21 protein-coding genes are annotated in these 24,541 nt (G+C 48.7%); 10 read left to right on the forward strand and 11 right to left on the reverse strand.

What is annotated here, in order from left to right:
- Positions 1 to 16: 16 nt before the first annotated feature.
- From OLMES_RS28910 to rlmH, 5 genes are all read right to left on the reverse strand, one after another.
- Positions 17 to 889, reverse strand: a complete 873-nt coding sequence (locus tag OLMES_RS28910) for a septal ring lytic transglycosylase RlpA family protein (protein WP_198343061.1) — start codon at positions 887 to 889, stop codon at positions 17 to 19.
- 43 nt (positions 890 to 932) lie between these two features.
- Entirely contained in the window at positions 933 to 1,973 is a 1,041-nt protein-coding gene (gene mltB, locus OLMES_RS20400) for a lytic murein transglycosylase B (RefSeq protein WP_198343062.1), read from the reverse strand.
- Positions 1,974 to 2,031: 58 nt separating this feature from the next.
- Positions 2,032 to 3,153: a rod shape-determining protein RodA gene (gene rodA / locus OLMES_RS20405; protein ID WP_087464591.1), complete on the reverse strand. Its 1,122-nt coding sequence runs from the start codon at positions 3,151 to 3,153 to the stop codon at positions 2,032 to 2,034.
- 20 nt (positions 3,154 to 3,173) lie between these two features.
- Entirely contained in the window at positions 3,174 to 5,108 is a 1,935-nt protein-coding gene (gene mrdA / locus OLMES_RS20410; protein WP_087462961.1) for a penicillin-binding protein 2, read from the reverse strand.
- A 103-nt stretch (positions 5,109 to 5,211) separates the two neighbouring features.
- Positions 5,212 to 5,682 (reverse strand): 23S rRNA (pseudouridine(1915)-N(3))-methyltransferase RlmH, encoded by a 471-nt coding sequence (gene rlmH / locus OLMES_RS20415; RefSeq protein ID WP_087462962.1) that lies wholly within the window; start codon positions 5,680 to 5,682, stop codon positions 5,212 to 5,214.
- 392 nt (positions 5,683 to 6,074) lie between these two features.
- Between rlmH and OLMES_RS20420 the strand changes: the two genes are divergently transcribed.
- From OLMES_RS20420 to OLMES_RS20430, 3 genes are all read left to right on the forward strand, one after another.
- A complete protein-coding gene (locus tag OLMES_RS20420) occupies positions 6,075 to 6,902 on the forward strand; it encodes a hypothetical protein (RefSeq protein WP_087462963.1) in 828 nt (275 codons plus the stop codon).
- A 184-nt stretch (positions 6,903 to 7,086) separates the two neighbouring features.
- Positions 7,087 to 8,790 carry a DUF1302 domain-containing protein gene (locus tag OLMES_RS20425; protein WP_087462964.1) on the forward strand — a complete coding sequence of 568 codons (1,704 nt, stop codon included), beginning with the start codon at positions 7,087 to 7,089 and terminating at the stop codon, positions 8,788 to 8,790.
- Between the two features lie 67 nt (positions 8,791 to 8,857).
- Complete coding sequence (locus tag OLMES_RS20430) at positions 8,858 to 10,228, forward strand: DUF1329 domain-containing protein (protein ID WP_232465157.1); 1,371 nt, start codon at positions 8,858 to 8,860, stop codon at positions 10,226 to 10,228.
- Positions 10,229 to 10,325: 97 nt separating this feature from the next.
- Here the strand turns inward: OLMES_RS20430 and rsfS are convergent, their stop codons facing one another.
- The 3 genes from rsfS to OLMES_RS20445 form a co-directional block, all read right to left on the reverse strand.
- Complete coding sequence (rsfS, locus tag OLMES_RS20435; RefSeq protein WP_087464593.1) at positions 10,326 to 10,679, reverse strand: ribosome silencing factor; 354 nt, start codon at positions 10,677 to 10,679, stop codon at positions 10,326 to 10,328.
- A gap of 174 nt (positions 10,680 to 10,853) precedes the next feature.
- Complete coding sequence (gene nadD, locus OLMES_RS20440; RefSeq protein WP_087462965.1) at positions 10,854 to 11,480, reverse strand: nicotinate-nucleotide adenylyltransferase; 627 nt, start codon at positions 11,478 to 11,480, stop codon at positions 10,854 to 10,856.
- Positions 11,481 to 11,517: 37 nt separating this feature from the next.
- Positions 11,518 to 12,771 carry a glutamate-5-semialdehyde dehydrogenase gene (locus OLMES_RS20445; RefSeq protein WP_087464594.1) on the reverse strand — a complete coding sequence of 418 codons (1,254 nt, stop codon included), beginning with the start codon at positions 12,769 to 12,771 and terminating at the stop codon, positions 11,518 to 11,520.
- A gap of 317 nt (positions 12,772 to 13,088) precedes the next feature.
- On the opposite strand from OLMES_RS20445, the gene OLMES_RS20450 reads away from it, so the two are divergent.
- The 3 genes from OLMES_RS20450 to OLMES_RS20460 all read left to right on the forward strand — a co-directional run bounded on the left by OLMES_RS20450 (position 13,089) and on the right by OLMES_RS20460 (position 16,694).
- Complete coding sequence (locus OLMES_RS20450) at positions 13,089 to 14,186, forward strand: GGDEF domain-containing protein (protein ID WP_157678422.1); 1,098 nt, start codon at positions 13,089 to 13,091, stop codon at positions 14,184 to 14,186.
- Positions 14,183 to 15,166 carry a GGDEF domain-containing protein gene (locus OLMES_RS20455; RefSeq protein ID WP_087462967.1) on the forward strand — a complete coding sequence of 328 codons (984 nt, stop codon included), beginning with the start codon at positions 14,183 to 14,185 and terminating at the stop codon, positions 15,164 to 15,166. Before OLMES_RS20450 ends, OLMES_RS20455 begins: the two co-directional genes overlap by 4 nt.
- Positions 15,167 to 15,248: 82 nt before the next feature.
- Positions 15,249 to 16,694, forward strand: a complete 1,446-nt coding sequence (locus OLMES_RS20460) for a bifunctional DedA family/phosphatase PAP2 family protein (protein ID WP_087462968.1) — start codon at positions 15,249 to 15,251, stop codon at positions 16,692 to 16,694.
- A gap of 6 nt (positions 16,695 to 16,700) precedes the next feature.
- On the opposite strand, the gene OLMES_RS20465 is transcribed toward OLMES_RS20460, so the two are convergent.
- Positions 16,701 to 17,276, reverse strand: coding sequence for an LON peptidase substrate-binding domain-containing protein (locus tag OLMES_RS20465; RefSeq protein WP_087462969.1), 576 nt, complete (start codon positions 17,274 to 17,276; stop codon positions 16,701 to 16,703).
- 125 nt (positions 17,277 to 17,401) lie between these two features.
- Here OLMES_RS20465 and OLMES_RS20470 point away from each other — a divergent pair, with 125 nt between their 5' ends.
- Positions 17,402 to 18,241, forward strand: coding sequence for a potassium channel family protein (locus OLMES_RS20470; RefSeq protein WP_087462970.1), 840 nt, complete (start codon positions 17,402 to 17,404; stop codon positions 18,239 to 18,241).
- A 26-nt stretch (positions 18,242 to 18,267) separates the two neighbouring features.
- Here the strand turns inward: OLMES_RS20470 and OLMES_RS20475 are convergent, their stop codons facing one another.
- Entirely contained in the window at positions 18,268 to 19,533 is a 1,266-nt protein-coding gene (locus tag OLMES_RS20475; protein ID WP_087462971.1) for an HDOD domain-containing protein, read from the reverse strand.
- 430 nt (positions 19,534 to 19,963) lie between these two features.
- On the opposite strand from OLMES_RS20475, the gene OLMES_RS20480 reads away from it, so the two are divergent.
- Together OLMES_RS20480 and ilvD are read left to right on the forward strand one after the other, a co-directional pair.
- Positions 19,964 to 20,854 (forward strand): adenylate/guanylate cyclase domain-containing protein, encoded by an 891-nt coding sequence (locus OLMES_RS20480; RefSeq protein WP_087462972.1) that lies wholly within the window; start codon positions 19,964 to 19,966, stop codon positions 20,852 to 20,854.
- A gap of 266 nt (positions 20,855 to 21,120) precedes the next feature.
- Positions 21,121 to 22,965, forward strand: coding sequence for a dihydroxy-acid dehydratase (ilvD, locus tag OLMES_RS20485; RefSeq protein ID WP_087462973.1), 1,845 nt, complete (start codon positions 21,121 to 21,123; stop codon positions 22,963 to 22,965).
- Between the two features lie 63 nt (positions 22,966 to 23,028).
- Here the strand turns inward: ilvD and OLMES_RS20490 are convergent, their stop codons facing one another.
- Positions 23,029 to 23,544 (reverse strand): dihydrofolate reductase, encoded by a 516-nt coding sequence (locus OLMES_RS20490; RefSeq protein ID WP_087462974.1) that lies wholly within the window; start codon positions 23,542 to 23,544, stop codon positions 23,029 to 23,031.
- Positions 23,545 to 23,713: 169 nt separating this feature from the next.
- Between OLMES_RS20490 and OLMES_RS20495 the strand changes: the two genes are divergently transcribed.
- Positions 23,714 to 24,541 carry a CZB domain-containing protein gene (locus OLMES_RS20495; protein ID WP_087462975.1) on the forward strand — a complete coding sequence of 276 codons (828 nt, stop codon included), beginning with the start codon at positions 23,714 to 23,716 and terminating at the stop codon, positions 24,539 to 24,541.

Here is a 24,541-nt window from a genome sequence, read left to right on the forward strand (position 1 = left end):
AAATGCCATTTGAAGTTTATTTTTCTGTCTTCGCCACCGGGACAGAAGCAAGATCTTCTGCCGCGAGCGGTCGGGTAAGCACAATGGGTTGCCCCAATTGATGTTCAAGCAGCTTTAGCCGCTTTTGGTTTGCCTCTTCGCGCTGCAGAAAAGGACCAACACGAACCCGGTACACCGGCGCTCCGGTCTCATTCAATTCTGCGAGAAATACTGAAGTGCCCAACAATGATTGAGCTTGCTGTTGCAGCCGCATTGCAGATTCCCTGCTGCTGTACGCGCCCAGTTGCACATAGTAGCCAATCAACAATTCAGCACGATTGACTGAACCCGCCTTGTCAACAACTGTCGGGGCATCGGGTACCAGTGCAGTCACTTCAACACGTGCTGTACCTTTATCCGCATACCCCAGCTTTTGGGCTGCAGCATAGGACAAATCAATGATTCGGCCTTCGTGAAACGGCCCTCGATCATTGATTCGTACAACAATCGTTCGACCATTATCTAAATTTTTGACCTGGACATACGAGGGGATGGGCAATGTTTTGTGTGCAGCGGTCATTTTGTACATGTTGTACACTTCGCCGTTGGATGTGTGGTACCCATGAAACTTTTTACCATACCACGAGCCCATACCGGTCTCACGGTAACCCTTCTCTGTATCCAGTACGTGGTAGGTTTTTCCGAGAATAGTATACGGGCTTTTATTCCCGGCTATCGTTCGCTTTTCATGTTTGGGTATTGCATCTGGAATATTGGACGCATCGAAACCAGACTCGGGTGCAGCATCTTTGTCCATGCTGTAACGAGACGTTGTACAAGCCTGTAACAAGATCATGCTCAAAACAGCAAAAATTAAAGGCTTGATATCAATAATTCGGAACGTATCCATTACATTAAGGCTCTTTTCCTTGTGACCTGTTTCAATGCCCAAGCTATTTCAATGCCTGTGATAACTGGAAGACGGCCATTGCATACAGCTCACTATGATTGTAACGGGTGATCGTATAAAAGTTATCGAGCGCCAACCAATATTCTGTACCCGACTCACCTTGCAAAGGCATTAACCTCGCCATGGTATCATCCGGGAGTGAATCCGCCGTATCAAGCGTAACACCCGCTTTTTTTAACGTGCCCCAGGAATATTTTGGCTTTAAATCCTTATGAACAAATTCACCGAACGCCGATCCCTGAACCGTAACCGGTAACACCACTTGTTGCTTCCGTTGCCACTTGTGTGCAACAAAATAATTGGCAACACTGCCGATGGCATCAACAGGGTTATGCAATATATCCACAACACCATCGTCATCGAAATCGACAGCAAAATTTCGATAACTGCTTGAAATAAATTGCCCGTAACCCATTGCACCGGCGTATGAACCGGTTAACGACTGAGGATCAAAGCCCTGCTCCCGACTGAGCAGAAAGAAATGCTCCAGTTCTGACCTGAAGAAGTCTGATCGGGGGGGATAATCAAAGGCCAGGGTCGCAAGCGCATCAATGACTCTGTGTTTCCCTGTAAATTTACCGTAGCGTGTTTCAACGCCAATAATTGCAGCTACGACCTCTTTAGGGACACCGAATTCACGCTCCATTCGATTAAAAGTCGATTTGTGCGTCTCCAGGAAGACCTTCCCGCCCTGGATGCGATCCTCTGTCATGAATATTTTACGATAGTCCTTCCATTCTAAAACTCGTTCGGCAGGACGACTGATGGCATCAAGAATCTTTTGCTGCCTTTCCGCTTTGGCTAATTGCGCCAGCAACCAAGCGTGTTCAAAGGCATGGTTCTCTGCGACTTCATCGATAAACTTCTGAACTTCGGGTTGCTCGGTATAATTGCCAAAACAACTCGCCGACGAGAACAGCATCAGCACAAAGCCAATCACGCCTGACAGTCCACCGGTACGACTTACAACTCTGATTCCTGATATATTTTCCGCTAAACAGCTTGAGAACGACTGCCCCTTCATCTATTGGTATCCCTGTTAACTTTTGTTTTTCTATTCATGGTGCCCCCAAAATAATTCACTATTTGGCCAACATTTTTTTGTGGGTATGCACGGACATCAAAACCCCGAATGCAGCCATTAATGTCACGATTGAGGTACCACCATAACTCACAAGTGGCAGCGGAACCCCGACCACAGGTAATAAACCACTGACCATTCCGATATTGACAAAAACGTAAACAAAAAAAGTAAGGGTCAGACTACCGACCAAGAGCCGGGAGAACGAGTCCTGTGCCTGTGAGGCAATATACAAGCCGCGGGCGATGATGAGCAAATACATACCCAAAAGCGCCAGGACGCCAACAAAACCAAATTCTTCAGCCAATACCGCAATTATAAAATCGGTATGACTTTCCGGCAGAAAATCCAGCTGGGATTGCGTCCCCTGCAACCAGCCCTTGCCATACACACCGCCAGAACCGATCGCCGTCTTCGACTGAATAATATTCCACCCCGTTCCCAAAGGATCACTTTCAGGGTTCAGAAAGGTTAAAACTCTCTGCTTCTGATAGTCACGCATGACCACAAACCACATGATCGGGGCGGCAGCCCCAGCCATAGCGATAAATCCGCCGATATAAGCCCAGCTCATACCTGCAAAAAAGAGCACAAACACACCAGACGCCAGAATCAACAATGAGGTTCCCAAATCGGGTTGCTTGACGATCAAAACCACAGGCACAATGATAATAACCAGAGCGAAAAACAAATGCTTCAAACGCGGGGGCAAATAACGCTTCGACAAGTACCAAGCCACCATCATGGGCAACGCTAACTTCATAAACTCAGAGGGCTGAAAGCGGGGAAGTCCGGGCAGCTTTAACCAGCGCTGCGCCCCTTTCGCCCCCGTCCCCATCACCAGCACTCCAATCAGAGCAACAATTCCGATTAAAAACAACCAGGGTGCCCAGCGACGGTAAACCGAAGGATCCAGCTGCGCAAATGCGAACATGACACCATACGCCAACACAAATCGAATCGCCTGGCGACGCACATCCTCAATACTTTCACCACTGCCACTGTAGAGGATGAACAACCCCGCACAAGACAAAACAAACAGCATGATCAAGAGTACGGGGTCAATGTGCAAGCGCATCATCAAGCTGGTGGGTTGCCCGAGATGCTTTGATGCATCGGGCATTTGTCTCACAAAATCGTTGCTCACCGCTGCATACCTACCAAGTTGTCCGTGGAGAAGTTTTTATCTGTGGAAACATTTTTCAAAGTGCTGTTTTCTGCGTCCAGATAGCCATATTCCAGCAACCAGGCATCGAACAGCTGTCTCGCTACCGGCGCGGCAGAACTGCTTCCACCACCACCATTCTCCACCAGAACCGCCACCGCAATTTTCGGGTTTTCAACGGGGGCAAAGCCGACAAAAAGAGCGTGATCACGAAGCCGTTCCGCGAGTGCCTCAGCATCGTACTTTTCACCCTGGGCAATACCGACTACTTGCGCGGTACCGGTTTTTCCGGCCATTCTGTAGCCCGCATCTGCGCCACTTTTTCGCGCAGTACCCCGTTTGCCGTGCATTACCTCTTCCATCGAAGCAAAGATGAAATTCCAATCATCTTCATTTTTCAATTTAATGTCCGGTGGTGGTTCAGGCAAATGAGGCGAAACCTCGAGGCCATTCTCATCGGTCATGGATCGAATGAGTCGCGGCAATTTCCAGTGCCCCCGATTCGCAAGAACGGCCGTAGCCGTTGCGAGCTGGAGAGGGGTTGCCAGCATAAACCCCTGACCAATCCCCATATTCACTGAATCACCGGGAAACCAGGGCTGTCGCCTTGCATTTCTTTTCCATTCCCGAGACGGCAGAATACCATCGCGCGCTTCCTGAATGTCGGCTGCCATGGAGTGCCCGAAGCCGAAGTGGGCCATGTACTCATGCATCGTATCCACTCCAGCCTTGAAAGCCAGATCGTAAAAGTAAATATCACAGGATTGCGCAATGGATTGGAACAAATCCATCTTGCCATGCCCACCCCGCTTCCAGTCACGAAAGTAACGTTTATTCCCCCGGATTTGATACCACCCTGGATCCCAAATCGTGGTCTGCCGTGTCACAGTGCCCGTATCCAGCCCCATAATTCCCATCATCGGCTTGATCGTTGAGCCTGGAGGATATTGCCCTCTCAGCGCCCGATTGAACAAAGGTATATCCGGAGAGTTACGCAACGCCTTATAGCTTTTAGAATCAATACCCGTGACAAATAAATTGGGATCAAAGGTTGGTGTGCTCACCAACGCGAGTATGCCCCCCGTTTCCGGTTCGATCGCCACAACCGCCCCCCTGCGTTCTCCGAGAGCGGCTTCTGCACGGGCCTGCAAACGACTGTCGATGTGCAAGGTCAGGTTATTACCTGGAACGGGATCAACTCGTTCGAGCACCCTTAAAACACGACCACGAGCATTGGTCTCGACTTTCTGGTAGCCCACCTGACCGTGAAGCTCATCTTCGTAGAATTTTTCAACGCCCAATTTGCCAATGTAGTGGGTACCGGAATAGTTCGTGGGATCAACTTTCTTTAATTCATCTTCACTGATTCTTCCGACATAGCCCAACATGTGAGCCATCGAGCCCGCCAAGGGATAAAAACGCACTAACTCCGCTTCAACTTCCACACCAGGAAAGCGATATCGATCCACTGCAAGACGTGCAATCTCTGCCTCGTCCAGCTTGACTTTGATTGGAACCGACTCGTACGGACGTCTGCGTGCTTTAAAGCGCTGCTCAAACCGGGAAAGCTCTTCGGGTGTCAGATCAATGATTTTGCCGAGTTCCTGCAGCGTAGCATCGATATCATCCGTCAGTTCTTTGACCATCGTAACGCTGAACACTGGGCGGTTATCGGCCAGTAATTCACCATTTCGATCATAGATCAACCCCCGCGTCGGCGCGACAGATTGTAATTGCATCCGGTTTTTGTCAGACAATGTCTCATACAGCGTGTGATCCACAATCTGTAACGTATACAACCGAAAGATCAGGACAAGCGTTACAAACAACACAATAAATGCTGAGACTAATGCACGGTTGGTAAAGACTTTCTTTTCTTTGACCGGATCTTTTAGCGTTCTGGATTCTACCAAGGGTAATCTCTGGGAATAGTTAGTGGCAGCCTGCCAATCTGCCAGTCAATATAAGGATCAGACGTCAATGAAGTGCGTATTATCCGGATCGTGCCCCATGATTTCAGGCGCGGTGATACGGATGATTTGCCAGTATACTCCAGGCCCGGTAAAACTGTTCCGCAAGTACGATCCGAACGAGAGGATGGGGCAATGTCAGTTCTGATAACGAAAGTTTATAGTCTGCTCGCTTCAAGCATGCTTCTGCATTGCCATCCGGGCCACCGATAAGTATACAGATATCCCTGCCATCCTGTTGCCAGGACGCCAGTTTTTGTGCCAATTTCTCAGTACTGAGATGTGCTCCGCCAACCTCGAGTGCGATAACAAAATCATTGGCTTTGATTTGCTCTAAAACTTTGTTGCCTTCTGCTTTGATAGCACGCTCAATGTCAGGGTTCTTGCCCCGCTTCGCCATTGGGATCTCGATTAATTGTACCGGCAACTCCGGTGGCATTCTCTTAACGTACTCGGTAAACCCGGTTGCCACCCAAGACGGCATTTTAGTACCCACTGCAATAATCTTAATGCGCATAACTCAACAAAGTCCACCAAAGGACCACTTCACTCTTCAATAAATTGATTACAAATAGTTAACGCACCAGTAACTCGAATGATTCTGAAACTCAAACGATTCAGTAACTCAAATCATTCAATAAGTTAAATCTTAAAAAATATGGTGCCGCGCTTTTTTTCCAGCCACAGCTGCACCCTGACAAAAACCGGAACACGGAAAAAACGGCCGAAAAGTGTGACGCAAAGGTTAAACACCGTCAACGAAATATTATGATATCCGACTTTTGAATCAAAAAATCCCCCCGCATATCCATAGCGCATTTCAACCCAGTCGGCTAAATTTTAATTATGGATTAAAGCACTATCCGCCAGGTAACCCAATTCAAGCCTTCAGTAACCACCGAGAAACCGATGTGGATCAACACGAATCGCTTTAAACGTATCACATTCTATTTGCTTATCTGCTGGTCAAAACTCACTCAGGCAGAGCAGATTGATTTGACCATCGGTATGATTAATGCGGGTGGCCAAGCGTATTTTATTGAACTGTTGGAACAGGCTCTGGGCGCTGCAGGACACACCGTCTCGATTACGACACAAGGACCTTTCCCGCAGAAACGCGTAATGTACCTGCTGGAGAATGACAAGGTATCACTGATGTGGTTATTGCGAAGTCCGGCACGGGACAAACGTTACACTCCGGTAAATGTTAACCTGACCAACGGTCTGATCGGTCATCGTATACTGCTTATTCCCCCGGATGCCCAGGAAGCCTACCGTGGTATCAGAAATCTGGATGATTTTAGAAAAACGGAAAAAGTCGGTGTCTTTGGTGAGCATTGGTATGATACGGAGATCTGGCGCTTCAACCAATTACCTTTTGTGATCAGTCGAGGCGATTGGCAGCGCAATGTGTACCGACTCATCGCAGCTCAAAATCGGGGCATTGACTACTTTTCCAGAGGTTTTTTTGAGGTGATGGAAGAATCTCGGGAACACCCTTACCTGCACATCGAAGAACACTTGGTATTCATCTATGAGCGTGATTTCCAGTTGTACTTAAGCAAAAGTTTTGCCCAATACAAGCCGCTCCTGGAAAATGCACTGAAATTCGCCAGAGACAGTGGACTCATGGCGGTATTAATACATAAACATTGGGCCGATGCCTTCGCACGCCTCAACCTTGAGCAGCGAACAAAGATACATTTGGCCACCCCTGCACATTCCCGCCTTCCTTAAGCAGGGAAACAGGCAAACTTTACTTTTCCATCGATCACTTCTATACCAAAAACCAGGGCAACTTGATCATTTTTTGATCCACGCGTGTTTTTTACTGGCAATACCCCCCAAGGGGACTACCCCAAAATTGCTTCACCCTGATGTTCATGCGCTAAAAACAAACACAAAAAGCGGAGTAGTTTAGATGGTGAACTGTACCAAAACTCAAACTAAACATTTTCTCGCAATCACCCTCGCTTTTGGCTTGAGTCCATTGGCAACTCACGCAATAACCGTGGATGTTGGCCCTGCCTCCCTCAGTTTTAATTCGACACTCTCGGCGGGAGCCAGCTGGCGAGTGGAGTCTGTCGATAGTGCCAATGTTTCGCCCGGAAACTATGAAGGAGGCGAAGCACTTTCCAGCACCAATGATGACGGTGATTTGAATTTTGACCGGGACAAAACCTTCTCAAAAATCATCAAAGGTCTCCATGAACTTGAACTTAATTACGACAATATCGGTGCTTTTACCCGCTTTAAATATTGGTATGATTTCGAACTAAAGGATGAAAGTCGGGAGCACGGCCATGGCCCTAACGGCTACGCCCCGAACCAAGGACTTAATGACAAAGGCTACAGTCGACTATCCCGTTTCTCCGGCATCGAACTACTGGACGGATTTCTTTATGGCAGTTTTTACCTGAACGACTCTCCATGGGATGTGCGAATTGGACGACAGGTTGTGAGCTGGGGGGAAAGTACGTTTATTCGCAATGGCATTAACATCATCAACCCGATTGATGTCAGCGCCTTTCGACGCCCGGGGGCTGAAATCAAAGAAGGTCTCGTTCCAGTCAGCATGCTTTACATAAACGTTGGGCTGAATCCGGCTGTATCAATCGAAGCATTTTACCAGCTGGAATGGGAAAAAACCCAATTAGATCCCTGTGGAACTTACTTCGCCACCTCCGATGTTATCGCTGACGGTTGCCAAACCCTCACCTTAGGTACCAGCGTCCCCGACCGTACACTTTCAATCGCCCCAAATGGCAGACTGAAGCGCTCAAGCGATGTTGATGCTTCAGATTCCGGTCAATTTGGCCTTGCCATGCGCTACTATGCACAAGCATTGAATGACACCGAGTTTGGCTTTTACTATGTCAATTATCACAGCCGCATACCGATGTTCTCAGTCGCCACGCTTGGGGGGGTACCCAGTTACTTCGCTGAGTTTCCCGAAGATATCCAGCTTTTTGGCGTAAGCTTTAACACCAACCTCTCGGGGTATGCACTCTTCGGCGAAATCAGCTATCGCAAGGATTTGCCCATTCAGATCAATGCATCAGAGATTGTCAGTGGCTTATTCGGTGCACTGGGAATTCGGCCAGCCAACACCTTTTCACCGGAAATTACCTTGGGCACCCGTGCCAAAGGTTATGACCTGATCGATGTGACTCAAGCACAAATCAGTACCTTGAAAACCTACAATCAAATATTGGCATCGGATCGGCTGATTATTATAGGCGAACTGGGATTTACCCATATCCTTGATGATTTGAAAGACCATCCCTATGGCCGATCAACCAACTACGGCACAGGAAGCCCTGGGGATAATGGCTTTATTACACGAAGCTCCTGGGGCTATCGCTTAAGAGCCAGCCTCGATTACCGCAACTTCATGGCCGGAGTTAATGTATCACCTCAGTTGTCGTGGTCCCATGACGTGCACGGCGTGTCCCCAACCGGAGGGGCATTTAACGAAGGCGATAAAGCGGTCAGTTTCGCGCTTAACGGCGATTTCAAAGAGGATTATCGCGGAGGCATCTCTTACACCCGCTTTTTTGGCGGGGATTTTAATACGCTTTCTGACCGTGACTTTATCAGTGCAACGGTCAGCATGTCGTTTTGAGAACATATCCGTCGAAACCAGAAATCTTTCGTCACGCGGTTAGCAGACAACCTTAAAGGTGAAAATCATGTACCGAATGTTAAAAAGCCGTCATTGGTCTGCCCTATTTATAGCGCTCGCAAGCGTAGTTTTAACCTTACCCTCTAGCGCTCAGGTTTCTGAGGATGAAGCCGCAGAACTGGGAAAAACATTAACCCCTATCGGTGCCGAGCAGAAAGGTAATGGCAGCACCATTCCGGAATGGACAGGAGGACTTACCGAACCACCCGCAAACTATCAAACGGGAACACATTTAATCGACCCCTTCCCGGATGATAAACCCTTATTTACGATTACCCAGGACAACCTGGCGCTATACAAAAACAAACTCAGCGTCGGGCAGCTCACCATGTTCAAGCAGCATCCCAAGTCATATCGGATGGTAGTCTACCCATCCAGACGAACAGCAGCTTTGCCCCAATCGGTTTATGCTGATGCCACCTACAATGCAACCCATGCCAAGCTGACCGACGGCGGGAATGGCGTAACAGACTTTCGGGGCTATGTCCCTTTTCCAATCCCCAAAAACGGACTTGAAGTCATCTGGAATCATATACTGAGGTATCGCGGTGGTAGCTCGAAAAGATCAATCGCCCAAGTCATCACCCAAAGCAACGGTGATTTTCACCATGTTTTACTGGAAGAGGAAGTCGTGTATCCCGAGAACATGGATGGCCTCGAAGGAATTGAAAATATGCTGGTGTTCTTCAAACAAAGTGTCACCGAACCCGGAAGACTGACCGGCAATGTCTTACTCGTCCATGACACCGTAAATCAGGTTCAAGAACCTCGCAAGGCCTGGATCTACAACGCTGGACAACGTCGAGTAAGGAGAGCCCCTCAAGTAGCCTATGATGGCCCTGGAACCTCGTCAGATGGCCTGCGTACCTCTGACAATTTTGATATGTATAACGGCGCCCCGGATCGTTATGACTGGAAATTGGTTGGCAAGCAAGAATTATACATCCCCTACAACAACTATAAACTGGCCTCGAACGCCTACAAATACAAAGACATCATCAGGCCAGGCCATATGAATCCCGATTTATTGCGCTATGAATTACACCGTGTCTGGATAGTTGAGGCGACGCTTAAAGAGGGCCAACGCCACATTTATACCAAGCGTACATTTTATATAGACGAAGATAGCTGGCAGATTGCCGTGGTAGATCACTATGATTCCCGGGGAGAATTCTGGCGACTTTCTGAAGCATATGGGATGCAGGTTTACTATGCGGATATTCCGCTGAAATCTGCAGAAGGTTACTACGATATCACTAATAACCGTTATCTGGTGATCGGCTTGCAAAATGAGGTGAGTGGCCCAACCGAGTATGGCCATCGGGGAAAAATGGTCGACTTTACGCCTGCGGCGCTACGTCGCTCCGGGCGACGTTAAGACCGGCTCTTCGAAAACGGCGAACGGGGCTCTGCCACCATCAATGGCATCGCCTCGTTCTCATCACTTCGACGGTGAAGGCGTCGAACGAACTTCGTTACTCGCTAACCACTTTCATGTCAGCTTTGGGCGTCTCTCGCCAGAACCGCTCCAAGTCGTAGAACTCACGGGTTGCAGGAAGCATCACATGAACCACGATTTCACCTAAATCAACCAAAATCCAATCACTACTGCCCTCACCTTCTGTTCCCAGAGGGCGGACTCCGTGCTGTTTAACTTCGGTGACAACATTGTCTGCGAGCGATTTGACATGTCGGTTTGAGGTGCCGCTGGCGATAATCATTGCATCGGTAACACTGGTTCGTTCCGACACATCGATGACTGTAACATCTTTTGCTTTCAAATCATCCAGGGCATTGAGAATAACGGTTTTCAATTCGTCTGTCTGCATAGTTTGCGTAATGGTGAATGCACCCTCCACTTGTTTTAACAACGCTCGGTGTTATGCCAACACCGAAACGATATTCTGTTTTCGAGCATGACTTTTTACCATCCTCTTGCCCAGAATAGCTCATTTATCAACCACAAATCCATCATTTTTAACATCCTTTGACGACACAAAGCATCACGCCGAATCGCGATATAGGTTGTATTGAATGATCTTGTGATTAACACTGTCCGGAACTAAATACCGCACGGATCGATTTTGTTGCCTTAAATGCCTGATTTGGGTGCTGGAAATTGCCAACGGGGTTAATGACAATCTTAATATTACACCGGCAGGCTGAATTCTTAATGCCTCGGGTTTATTCACCCAACGTGCAGCACAATAGGACGTTACCGTTTCACTGCATTTGACAGGCCACCCCGGTCGCTCAATCACAATCAAGTGACCATACCGGCACAATTCCTGCCATTCATGCCAGGAATCCAGCTTGGAAAATGCATCAGCCCCCATTACAAATGCAATTGCAGGAACCGCTCCAAGCTCCGCCCGGATTTGCGCGAGCGTATCAACTGTATAAGACCTACCGGATCGTTCCAGCTCGCGATTATCTACTGCCAATCCGGGTTCCCCCTCGATAGCAGCAGCGAGCATATCCAGACGCTGCGCTTCCGAAGCCCCCGGTATTGCCCGATGTACTGGCGTTGCACAGGGTATCAGCGCAATCTCATCTGCTCCTACTGCATCACGCACTTCCAATGCTGTGCGCAAATGGCCGACATGAACCGGGTCGAACGTCCCCCCCATGAAAAGCTTCAGCGGTCGGTTAATAACTCAATCTCCATTATTGGCGGATATGACCGTCACCAAACACGACGTACTTCTGACTGGTTAACCCTTCAAGACCAACTGGGCCCCGTGCGTGAAGCTTGTCCGTAGAGATGCCAATTTCAGCACCCAGGCCATACTCAAACCCATCTGCAAATCGAGTCGATGCATTCACCATCACTGAGCTCGAATCCACTTCGTTGAGGAACCGGCGCGCCAACGTGTAGTTTTCAGTTAGAATGGCATCGGTATGGTGCGAGCCATACTGATTGATATGCCGGACAGCTTCATCCAGATCGCTGACAATTTTTACCGACAGCACCGGTCCGAGGTATTCCGTAGACCAGTCTTCCTCGGAGGCTGCAGCGGAAGAGATGATCGCCTGAGTCTGGCCACAACCGCGTAACTCCACCTGCTTTTCAGCCATTCTCGCCGCAAACTGCGGCAAAAACGTGGATGCTACTGCGCTATGCACCAATAAAGTTTCCATGGTGTTGCAAGTTCCATAGCGGTGTGTTTTGGCATTGTCGGCAACATTGAGCGCCTTATCCAGATCCGCATGCTGATCAACATAAACATGACAGATACCATCAAGATGTTTAATCACGGGTACTTTGGCTTCCCGACTGATCCGTTCAATCAAGCCTTTGCCACCTCGTGGCACAATCACATCCACATATTCCGGCATGGTGATCAGCTGGCCGACAGCAGCACGATCAGTCGTATTAATGACCTGAACCGCATCCGCGGGTAAACCTGCTTTTTCAAGTCCAAGGGCAATGCAACGGGCAATTGCCTGATTTGAATGCAGTGCTTCGGAGCCACCACGCAACACTGTCGCATTGCCGGATTTGAGGCACAAGCTCGCCGCTTCGACTGTTACATTTGGACGGGATTCATAGATAATGCCGATTACACCGAGGGGAACACGCATTTTGCCCACTTGAATGCCCGAAGGACGATAAGCCATGTCAGTGATGACGCCAACCGGGTCAGGCAAGGCAGCAACCTGATTCAAGCCTTCAATCATCGTATCGATTCGGCTTTGAGTCAGTTCCAGACGATCAAGCAGTGCGGCATCAAGGCCATTTGCCCGCCCGTTTTCAAGATCCTGCTGATTGGCTTCAACGAGTAATTGACGGCTTTGGTCAATGAACTCTGCAGTAGCCAACAACGCCTGATTTTTGTCATGAGTACTGGCTTTGACAATCTGCGTCGCAGCCTCGCGAGCTTTTTGCCCGACTTCAGACATGTATGCTATAACGTCCATTCGATCTCTCGTTTCAAGTGCGCTGGGTATATCTGGTTGCCACCCGTATTGGTGACAACGTGCGCAGCCATTATAACGTTTCAAACAGTCCATTGGAAACGCTAAATCCTCTACCGAACCACCTCCCGCGACAAACCTGGAACACGTTAACAGGTTGAATTTTCCAATTAATCTGGCCAATACCAGTGACTTTCATCTAAAGTTAATGCACATTCGAAGAAAAATAAGAGCAACCTATTCAAAAATGCATTCACTTTCCTGCGGTTATGTGCCTCGGGAAATCAAAACGATTCAAATCCCAGGGAAACGGAACGACTATGTCGCAAACTGAAATAAATCACCATTTGCGCGCAAAAATCTATTTTGGTGCAGCACTATCCGCTGCATTTCTGGCCTGTGCAGGACTCTTGTCAGGCCGCATTGAAACAGGCTTGATTGCATTGATTTTTTCTGTCTTGCTGGCGCTGAATACCCGATTTTTAATGCGCCCGGAAAAATTACTGCAACAGCAGATTCTTGCACACATCATTATCATATTTCTGGCACTCGTCACGTTATCAAGCGCATTCTTTCAGCATGGTCTTGCCGAACAATGGGCTTATCTGTTCCCGGTTATTGTTTTTTTCATTTACCCGGTAAAACCAGCCGGCGTTGTGGTCGCGATATACAGCCTGCTCTTCGCCCTTCAAATTGGTCACAATTTTTATGGTCCAGTCAAAATTCAATTATTAATTAACTACCTGTTCTGCCTCATGCTTACGATCGCATTCGTCTATTTGCGCGAGGTTAGAGAACGGCAACTCAAACCACTCAGAAGAACAGACAACCTTACCTTGGCCTCCACCCGGGAACATCTGGCTAACGACCTGAGCAAAGAAATTCAACGCAGTGAACGCGAGGGTTCCGCCCTGAGTCTTCTTGCCTTGACAGTCGATACCGAATCGCAACCCGTGGCGCCCAACTCCGGTGCGGACTCCCATGAATCCCTGCTCCAGCAGCTAGGTCGCACACTACATGAAGAGTTACGCTTATTTGACAGTTATTATCGTTATGAGGATCAGCAATTCCTGATTACATTGCCACACACATCCACGCAAGATGCGATCAAAAAAGCCGACAGATTAAGGCTTACCTGCAAAACCAAGTTAGCCAACAAAATCAGTACAAAACACAACGAACAACCCGGCGTTACGGTGAGTGTAGGCGTAACCGGCCTGAATGTTGGGGATGACGCCGATACGATGATCCGGAGGGCCTTACTGGCGCTCAGGAAAGCACAACGAGGCGGTGCCAATCGGACCAGCACCTATATTGATGATGATCAGTTTAGTGACGATGATGCCCTGACCCTGAGTACGGATCCACTGAGCCTTGACTCATATGGCAGTAATGATCAAGGAGAACCACGAACATGACAGAGGCACAACTAAGAGCACAAACGCGCACGGGACTTTACGGTGCCGCCGCCGCACTCATGGCTATACTTGCTTTTTTGAACTACCGGTATGGTTTGTTTAACCTGTTCTACACCAGTGCGTTATTTATGCCACTCTTTGTGTTCGGCGCTGTTTTTTCAATCGTGCAATTTAAAAAACAACTTGAGGAAACTGGACACGAAATTATTCTGACAATTGCAGTATTAATGATTGCCGTTCGACTCAGCCAGGGTCAACCGGAAGTCCAGCACTGGCTGTACCCTCTGAGTCTGCTCAGTTTCCTGGTGCTGTCTTTGAAATCAGCATTCCTCTTCAATGGCATCACGCTGGTATTCATTTCACTGCTGGTAATCATTGTCGAAGACATCTTTCAGGGCACGCTGTTCTTTACCAGTTATATCCTGTTGGCGGGTTTATCCGGAATGTTTGCCTATCTGCACCACCACAAAACCCGCTCCCTGGTCGAACTGTCGATAACGGATCCGATGACAGGGGCTTACAACATTAAACACTTCGAAGAAACACTGACAACAGAAGTATGCCGCTCTGAAACCACTCGTTATCCTTTATCCCTGATCTCACTGGAAATTGATTACTTCCCCCAAATCAAGGAGGTTCACGGCCAAGCCCAAGCCAACGAGGTGATCAAAGCCATATCCAGATCACTCAACGGTATGATTAGAGCCGGTGATAGCCTTTATTATGATGGCAATGAACGTTTTTATTTTCTACTTCCATTCACGCCCACTGAAGGTCTGGTGGTCATCGCAGAACGGGTACGTCGCAGCATTGAAGAACAAACCTGGCCAGTGGTTGATTCTCTAACCGTCAGTCTTGGTTGCACAACACTCAAAACCGACCACGAAACCGCACAACTCATGATCCGCCATGCGAATGAAGCACTTCAGGAAGCGCAAAGAAAAGGGCATAATAGAGTCAGTCTGAGCGCCAAAAGTTAAACCCTGCGCCACAATGTTGAGCCTGTCATATTGGCAGGCCACTTACCCGTGACCCTTAAAGAGCTGCTTCGAACCCATTTTCGTGAATGACCTCATAACCACCTTCAGCCATTGGCTTGAACTAAACCCTCACTGGCTTGCCTTTGGCATTTTCGCGACCGCATTTCTGGAATCCCTGGCCATTGCCGGCATCCTGGTTCCCGGTGTTGCCATGCTATTTGCCATGGCTGGATTGGCAGGAAATGGCGCTTTGCCACTGTCACATGCCCTGGGCTGGGCATTTCTGGGCGCTATCGCGGGGGATGGCTTGAGTTTTTGGCTGGGCACTCATTTTCAACGGAAAGTCTATGCCCTGTGGCCACTCACACGTTACCCCGGACTCGTTCAACACGGTGAAAACTTTTTTCAGGTTCACGGTGGTAAAAGTATTGTCATTGGCCGCTTTATTGGCCCGGTCCGCCCCGTAATTCCTCTCGTCGCCGGGGTTCTGCGAATGTCCCCCACTCGTTTCCTGACATTTAATGTCCTTTCCGCAGCAGGATGGGCACCCATGTACATTTTACCGGGCTACCTGATCGGCGCATCACTAAAAGCAGACATTGTACTTCCGGACCATTTTATCCCGGTACTTTTCAGTGCAATGTTAATCCTGGCCGGGCTCTACTGGCTGATGATTCATACTCACAGTCGGCTGCAATACGATAGCCGGAGCTATTTATGGTTCAAGACTCAACTGGCCCAATATCGCCAAAGCCACAAGTTCTGGCAATCGATGCTTGGGCAACGACCGGGACAGCCATTGACGTTTCCCCTAAACTCATTGGCAATGCTTGCAGCGTCCTGCAGCCTATTTGTGATCATCGCCTTGCTGGTAAGCCACACGAACTTTTTCTCTGACGCAAACCAGTTTTTCCAGTCTTTCTTTCAAACTCTGCGCCACCCTATTCTTGACCCGTTGATGGTTGGTATCACATTACTGGGAGATCCAACCTTACTTTACATCACCTTCTCGCTCGGTGTGGCATTGCTGGTTTTCCGGGGCTACTATGCTGCCGCCCTACACGTTGCCCTCGCTGGATTGCTTACAGTAGCGCTCTCCTACGGTTTGAAAGCGTATTTTGCCATACCAAGACCCGAATTGGTGCTGAATCCACCTGCCACATTTGCCTTTCCCAGTGGCCATAGCAGCGGTGCCACGGTCTACATTGGCTTACTGGCCGCTTTTATTGGCAATGAATTCGAGCCCGGTAAACGTCGTATGTTTTACCTTTGTGCGGCTATCCCGGTACTGTTAATCGCGCTGAGTCGTCTTTATCTTGGCGTACACTGGTTCACAGATATTCTCGGCGGCATACTCCTTGGCCTGGGAATCGTAGCCGTAACCCGCTTGAGCTATAATCGCTACGACCATACACCGCTCAGTGCGGACGTTTTCACCTGGTGTGCATTATTTGTAGGGCTGCTCGCTACGGGAATCTATCTACAACTGGCCTGGAATGATGCGATGCAGCGATATGCACCGCTGTGAGGGCTATTAGCCCTCGAGAAGCGAAAGAAAATACTGGACTTGCTCAAGACGATAGAGTGGATCCTGCAATTCCAATAGAAATTGTTTCTGTTGACGGTCAATAGGCAGAAGCTCCGTCAAGCGACCCCCCAGCTCGGAACTGTCACGGTAGTTAATATCCATATTTAAACTGGATACAGCAGGATAATCGACCAAACGCTTAAGCAAACCAGCCAGATCCTGATACTTTTCCGGCACCGGATGTTTGGGTTCCGCTTCAATGGCAGTAATATGCCCCCAGTTTAACCCGGTATCATCACGAAACGTGTCCGCGATCCTCACCTTTTCCACGCCTTCTACCGTGATGCCAAGCAAACCATTAGGTTGCTGATCAAAATCAACAATATGGGCCGATGTTCCAATTTCAAAAAATTCACATTCATGGGCCGTATCCTTACCTTGCTGAAGCATAACGATGACGAACGGTGTTCCATGCTTGAGACTGTCTGCGACCATTTTGGTGTAACGAGGCTCAAAAATCTGCAGAGGCAAACGACCTCCAGGACAAATCAACGCATTCAAAGGAAAAAGAGGTACTTCCATAGTCTACAATATTGTTACCTATGTTCATTAATTAAAAAGCCGCTAATGCATAATATCCGTAAACACAAGGCAATACCACGAATAATCACCATACTGCATTTATTCTCCAGGTACATTGACTGAATATGCCAGCCACGCCAAAACAACTACAAAGACACTTTCCGGCATTGATCGGCCTCGCAGGGGTTTCACCAACGGAATCGGCTGGGGCAATCAAAGTCGCTCGCATGCTGGATGGCCCGATGGTGATCATGGCAGTGTGGATTATTATCGAGTGGTACCTGGAAGCCAGCGGCCATTTATCCACCGCTGTTGTTCACGTAACAGACTGGATTATCTGGACCTTTTTCATCTTCGAGACAACCGCCTTAACCATTCTTGTAAATGATAAAAAAAACTATCTGGTAAGTAACTGGGTTAATCTGCTCATTATCTTCTTGGGCTTTCCGGTGATTTGGGTGGAATTTCCTTCGGCGACAATGCTGCGAGTCCTGCGGCTGATTGTGATGTTCGGCTTCCTCGTCCAGATCTCGACCACTGCTCGCCGAATCCTTTCCCGCAATCATCTGGGCACCACACTGATCGTTGGCTTTGTGGTTATGGTGATGTCTGGCTTCCTGATTGCGGGACTCGACCCGGCTTTTTCCAGCCCCTGGGAGGGGATCTGGTGGGCCTGGGTAACCGTTACCACAGTGGGTTATGGTGATTTTGTTCCCGTTAGCACTGCTGGCCGGCTTTTTGGCGCGTTTTTGATTTTAATGGGAATTGGCTTGTTTTCACTTCTGACAGCGAACTTCTCGGCTTTCTTTGTTTCCCGGGATGAAGCTGAAATGATTCGCAGAGAAAATAAAATTCTCGCCAAACTGGATCGACTGGAGAACAAACTGGAGCATCTGGAAGAAAAAATTGAGGAAATGCGAACCGTATCCGGTTCGCCTAACTCGGAAAAAAAGGAAAAGCGTTAAGGGATAAAACCAGGTTTTGATGACGTTCAAATTGAAACGTTGAAATTAGCCCCGAGCAGATCCAGAATTTCATCAATTTTATGACGTGCCTCAACCAGAATTTTGAGACTCTTTTGCGGCGTTAATCCGCCGCCTTCCAGCTTGCTGAATGCAGGAATTTTATTGAACGGTGGCAAACTCTTCTGCCCGGGCTGACCAATCAGCGTATGCACCTGAGACACAATCACCAAATCGGTGTAATTCGCCTTATCATTGCCGGACTCATAAGTCCAATTTTCCGCATTCTGAACCACATCCTGTAACTCTTCAGAGAACCCCCAGTGTTTCAGCAATGTAACACCAATCTCTGCACGCAGATCATCCATGGCATCGAACAGGTTTTTCTGGTCGGCCCATAAATCGACAAACCCTTCGGCATAGGTAACTACCGGAACCTTACCAATATCGTGGATCAATCCCGCAAGCAGCGCCTGATCGCGATTCAACCCGGGCGTCAATTCTGCCAACACATAAGCGATCGCAGCCACTTGACGGGAATGCTGCCAAAGCTGATCCATCGCTTCCTGAAGCTCCTTGCGCTTGGTTTTGAATAGCTCCCGCATGGAAAATATCGTCACCAGTTGACGGGTAGTCGTCATCCCCAGTCGCACAACCGCCGCACGTGCACTCTCGACCTCGGTAAAGCCCCGGTACAATGGGCTATTACAGGCTTTAATCAATTTAACAACAATAGCGGGATCGGCACTCACAACTTTAGCAACATCGTCTGCCGTGGATCGCTCACTTTCGATCAATTCCCGAATTCGGAACGCGATATCCGGAAGGCTGGGCAACCGATATTGATTAGCTTTCAAGTCAGCCTCGAACGCCATTAACAGCTGGTATCCAACATCCCCATCTTCCTGCCGTAATGCCGCCTGTTCGAATTGTTGCAAGGGTGCATCACGCAGCATCTGATTCAAGACATCTTCTGCCACAACTATGAGCTCTACGTCTGTCCCCGCATAAACGTTAAATTGGCGCGGCCGTAAATGGGCGACAGCCGAAGCCGCACTCTCGGTTCCGGATGCGATCTGCGAAACCCGGCCGTCGCTTGCCTCAAGCACGAGTACACCTGAAACAAGAAAATAATCATTTTGATCATTATTGCCACGCTCAAGTACCAGCGCTTTCTTTTTAAAATTTTTACGCTGAAGTCGCGAAGAAAGCAGAATTAACTGCTCTTCCGATAATCGGGCAAAAGGGGTGAACGCCCTCAGGTTTTCGGTGTCTAGTGGTGTTAGTGTCTTCATCGTAGTCCAAACGTATCCTAACCAATATCATTCAAGCAGGCAGGCTTTAGTATAAATACGGGCTATTACGACTCGTTTGCATTGCAACACCTTACAAAAAAGTCAATGGGAGTAGCCATTCCGCCACTCATGAGAATATTTTAACGATATGCGAGAGAGCTTCGCCACCTACAGCAGACGATACTTCAAGTAAACGAGGCTTCGCGACCCTATGAGAATTATAGTAGCCGCTCTGCAATCAAATTGCAGCGACATACGGATATTATTTGGAAAAAACTAGAATGCCATAAAATCTGAACTAACCTTACAGGTATAGACTAACGTCGTAACTTGGCTTATCGTTGACCAATCTGGCAATAATCAGCCACCAGAAACGGGAGAGGATCACGGTTGTTTTGGAAACACGTCATTTGATAGAGGGTACTTGTTGATGTCAGCCTCAAACTATGCAGTAATGTTTGCAGACATTGCGGGCAGCTCAAGCCTTTACAAGCAAATAGGCGACGAACCTGCCAAGAAAGCGATTTTTAGCTGTTTAGCTCTGGCTGAAAATATAATTTGTGCCCACCGCGGAATCGTAGTCAAAACCATCGGCGATGAAATCATGGCCCGTTTTGACGATCCGAACGACGCCATCGAGGCTGCTCGAAACCTCCAAATGCAAGTAGACCAGAACTTCAGTTTTGATGGCGCAAAAATGGCCATGCGAATAGGTGTTCACTATGGCCCTGCGATTCTGGAGAACAACGACATCTTCGGCGATGCCGTCAATACGGCAGCACGAATGGTATCTGCCGCCAATGCCCGACAAATCGTCCTGTCTGAACCGACCGTTCATGCTCTTGCGCAAGACCTCTGTGCACTAGCCCATCGATTTGACTTCGCCAAAATCAAAGCATTTAAAGAAAGCGTTCCCCTTTACCTTATTGAATGGGAAGCCACCATGGGGAATGTGACAACACTGATGCCCGTGAGTCGGCCAGCAACGGCGGAATCAAAAAGGGGCTTTCTGGTATTGCAATTCGAAGATCAAAAACACGCTGTTACAGCAGACCAGACCGATTACACCATCGGCCGGGAGGCACAATGTGACCTGGTCGTGCCCTCTCCTTTTGCATCCCGAAAACACGCTTGGGTTGAATACCGTCGCGGCAAATTTGTGCTTGTGGATCACAGTACCAACGGCACTTGGGTTCGCACCGGCGACAATCAGGATATTTTCCTGAAACGGGAAGAATTACCCCTTTGGGGTGCGGGTGCCATCAGCCTGGGTGAGCCCCTTGAGAACAACGTGGATTACGTCATTAAATTCAGTCTTTAAGCCCTCCAAATTCGCATCTCTTGATTCGCAGGCCCTCTTACTTCAAGGGCCTCAGTCCCGATAAAACACCAGAGCACACCACTTAAATCTCGATACGCTCCAAATTCAGCTTCATTCAACACTCATACAATCCAATAAATCACAGCCAATTTCAGAGTACGCTATCAATAGAAGTTTGGTTGTCAGGCTCATCTTTGGTATTCTCACCCTCTTGAATTCAGAAAATTCCCTGAACTACCAACAACCCTAAATTAAGAGAATCGAACATGCCCACTTATCGTTCCAAAACGTCGACTCATGGTCGCAATATGGCCGGTGCTCGTGCATTGTGGCGAGCCACTGGAATGAAAACCGAAGATTTCAACAAACCCATCATAGCGGTGGTCAATTCGTTCACTCAATTCGTCCCCGGGCATGTACACTTGAAGGATTTGGGTCAGTTGGTTGCACGTGAAATTGAAGCGGCCGGCGGTGTTGCCAAAGAATTTAATACCATCGCCGTGGACGACGGTATCGCAATGGGCCATGACGGCATGCTTTATAGTTTGCCTTCCCGTGAAATCATCGCTGATTCCGTGGAGTACATGGCTAACGCCCATTGTGCAGATGCTCTGGTTTGTATCTCCAACTGCGACAAGATCACGCCGGGAATGCTGATGGCAGCATTGCGCCTGAATATCCCAGCGATTTTCGTATCCGGGGGCCCGATGGAAGCGGGTAAAACCAAATTGGCAGAACACAATCTCGATCTGGTGGACGCAATGGTTATCGCTGCCGACCCAACGGCATCGGACGAACTGGTCGAAGAGTATGAGCGCAGCGCCTGTCCGACTTGTGGATCCTGCTCCGGTATGTTCACAGCGAACTCCATGAACTGTCTGACTGAGGCAATAGGCCTGTCACTCCCTGGAAACGGCACAACGTTGGCAACCCACTCAGACCGGGAGCGATTATTCCTGGAAGCCGCCCGCAATATTGTAGATATCACCCGGCGCTACTACGAACAAGATGACAGCAGTGTATTACCGCGAAGCATTGCCTCACGTAAAGCCTTCGAGAATGCCATGACGCTTGATATCGCCATGGGTGGTTCAACCAATACAATACTGCATTTACTGGCTGCAGCCCAGGAAGCAGAAGTTGACTTCACCATGAAGGATATCAACGAATTATCCCACCGTGTTCCGCAATTGTGCAAAGTCGCACCCAACACGCCAAAATACCACATTGAAGACGTGCACCGGGCGGGCGGTATTATGGGGATTCTCGGCGAACTGGATCGCGCCGGATTATTGCACAGCGACTTGCCGACCGTGCATTCACCCACGATGAAAGATGCCTTGAACAAATGGGATATCATGAATTCACCAACGAATGAGGTGAAAGAGTTTTTCCGCGCAGGCCCTGCGGGCATCCCCACGCAACAAGCCTTCAGCCAGTCAACCCGCTGGCCAACACTGGACGGTGACCGGGCACAAGGTTGTATCCGCTCTCTTGAGCATGCATTCTCGAAAGAAGGTGGCCTTGCTGTACTGTACGGCAATATCGCAGAAGACGGCTGTGTGGTCAAAACTGCCGGTGTAGATGAAGACAATCTTCAATTTACGGGTCGTGCACGAATCTTTGAAAGCCAGGACAGCGCGGTTGCCGCCATACTCGGCGATGAAGTCGTCGCCGGTGATGTTGTGATTATTCGATATGAAGGCCCCAAAGGCGGTCCCGGCATGCAGGAAATGCTCTACCCCACCAGCTACCTGAAATCAAAAGGCCTGGGCAAATCTTGCGCCCTGCTGACCGATGGCCGATTCAGTGGTGGAACCTCAGGATTATCAATCGGTCACGTATCACCCGAAGCAGGCGCGGGTGGTGCAATTGGTCTGGTTGAAGAAGGCGACACGATTAAAATCGACATCGTGGAACGCAGCATTAACGTTGACTTGACCGATGAGCAACTTCAGGCACGTCGTGCAGCCATGGATGCCAAAGGCAGCGCAGCCTGGAAACCGGCGCAACCACGGAAACGTAAAGTCTCCGCAGCATTAAAAGCCTATGCCATGCTTGCAACAAGCGCCGACAAGGGCGGTGTAAGAAACCTGGATATGCTCGACTAAGTCACGCATATCCACTAAAACCAATGAGGTGCCCACTGTACCTCATTGGTAATTGTCTGACTTTCAAGCCTTAACCTGGCGCCTATCGAACACGACAAAACTATAGTCGTAAATATTTGCCCCCTCAGCCGAAAACGATTCTCGGGAAACTTCCTGCCATTCCCCCCAATCCAGTTCCGGAAACCAGGCGTCCCCTTGTACTTCAGCATGCACCAGAGTAAGGTAAAGACGGTCTACTTTCGGCAGTGCGAGGTGATAGATTTGATCACCACCGATGATCATCACCTCCTCTGTGCCTTCAATCATCGCAGCAGACTCTGCCCTTGAAACAGCAGATTCCAGATCCTGAACCGCGTCTACACCCGGGGATTGCCATTCCGGGTTTCGTGTAACCACAATATTCTTTCGACCCGGTAACGGCTTACCAATGGATTCGAAAGTCTTGCGCCCCATGATGATCGGTTTCCCGAGTGTAACCCGTTTGAAATACTTCAAATCTTCCGGTAAGTACCAAGGCAAATTATTATTAATTCCAATGGTTCGATTTTCTGCCATCGCGGCAATGATCGCTTTTCTCAAAACGCCCCCAAAATAAAGTCATGCGAATTCAGTCTGAGCTGGTGAGCAGGCCAATCCAGTTCTATACTGCAAAAATAACATATCCACATTTGTCGAAAACTCGCCACTGCTGCGATTGCTAATAACGACAGTTTTTTACTCATGCAGAGCTAGAATTGGAAGATAACTCATGTCGGGCAAGAATGTCGAATCCCTATTCACCGAAGGACGCCTATCAGTTATAACTTTTTCCACCCGGGATGCCACCTTCGCGATCCCCTTGGAGCAAGTTCGCTATATCGAGAAAGATGTCGAGCGCAACATAAAAGTAGATCAACAGACTCAGTTCAATCACGAAGTCATTACCTTTCAGAACCGAGCCGTCCCCTTGTATGACTTTTGCAATTTAACGGGGAGCAAATCTGCCACAGCTCAAGCCGAAGATTTACTGGATACCTTGAATGCCCGGGAGCAAGACCATATCGAATGGGTAGCAGAGCTTGAGAAAGCGATAAAAACCAAAACGCCCTTTACGAAAACAACAGACCCCAATAAATGCGCGTTTGGTATTTGGTACAACAAGTTTAAAACGAACGATAAAGACCTCGAAGAAGTCATGGAGAAATTCGATCAACCTCACCGTCGACTCCACGAAATGGCCGCAGAGTTACTGCCACTGTCCGAAATCAATCAGGATGAGGCACTTGCGAAACTCAAACGGGAGCGCACAACCACTTTTGGCGCGCTTCGCAATCTGTTCGAAAACGCGCGGGAACGGGTTACGGCCACAGTAAGGCCTATTATCGTCTTTGTCGAGCAGGGCAAAAACAAAATAAGCGCCTTGAGACTGGATAATATTCAAGACATCCAAACTTACGGCTTGAATGATTTTTCTGACGATGAATCGACAGAAGGCATCATGAAGCGAAAATCAGACGAGTTTTTGATCGAGGGATATTTGCGAAATGGCGACGGGCCGCCGATTATACTGATCAACTGCCAGCCTCTAAAAGCCTGA

Origin of the sequence: Oleiphilus messinensis, assembly GCF_002162375.1 — a bacterium.
GTDB lineage: Bacteria > Pseudomonadota > Gammaproteobacteria > Pseudomonadales > Oleiphilaceae > Oleiphilus > Oleiphilus messinensis.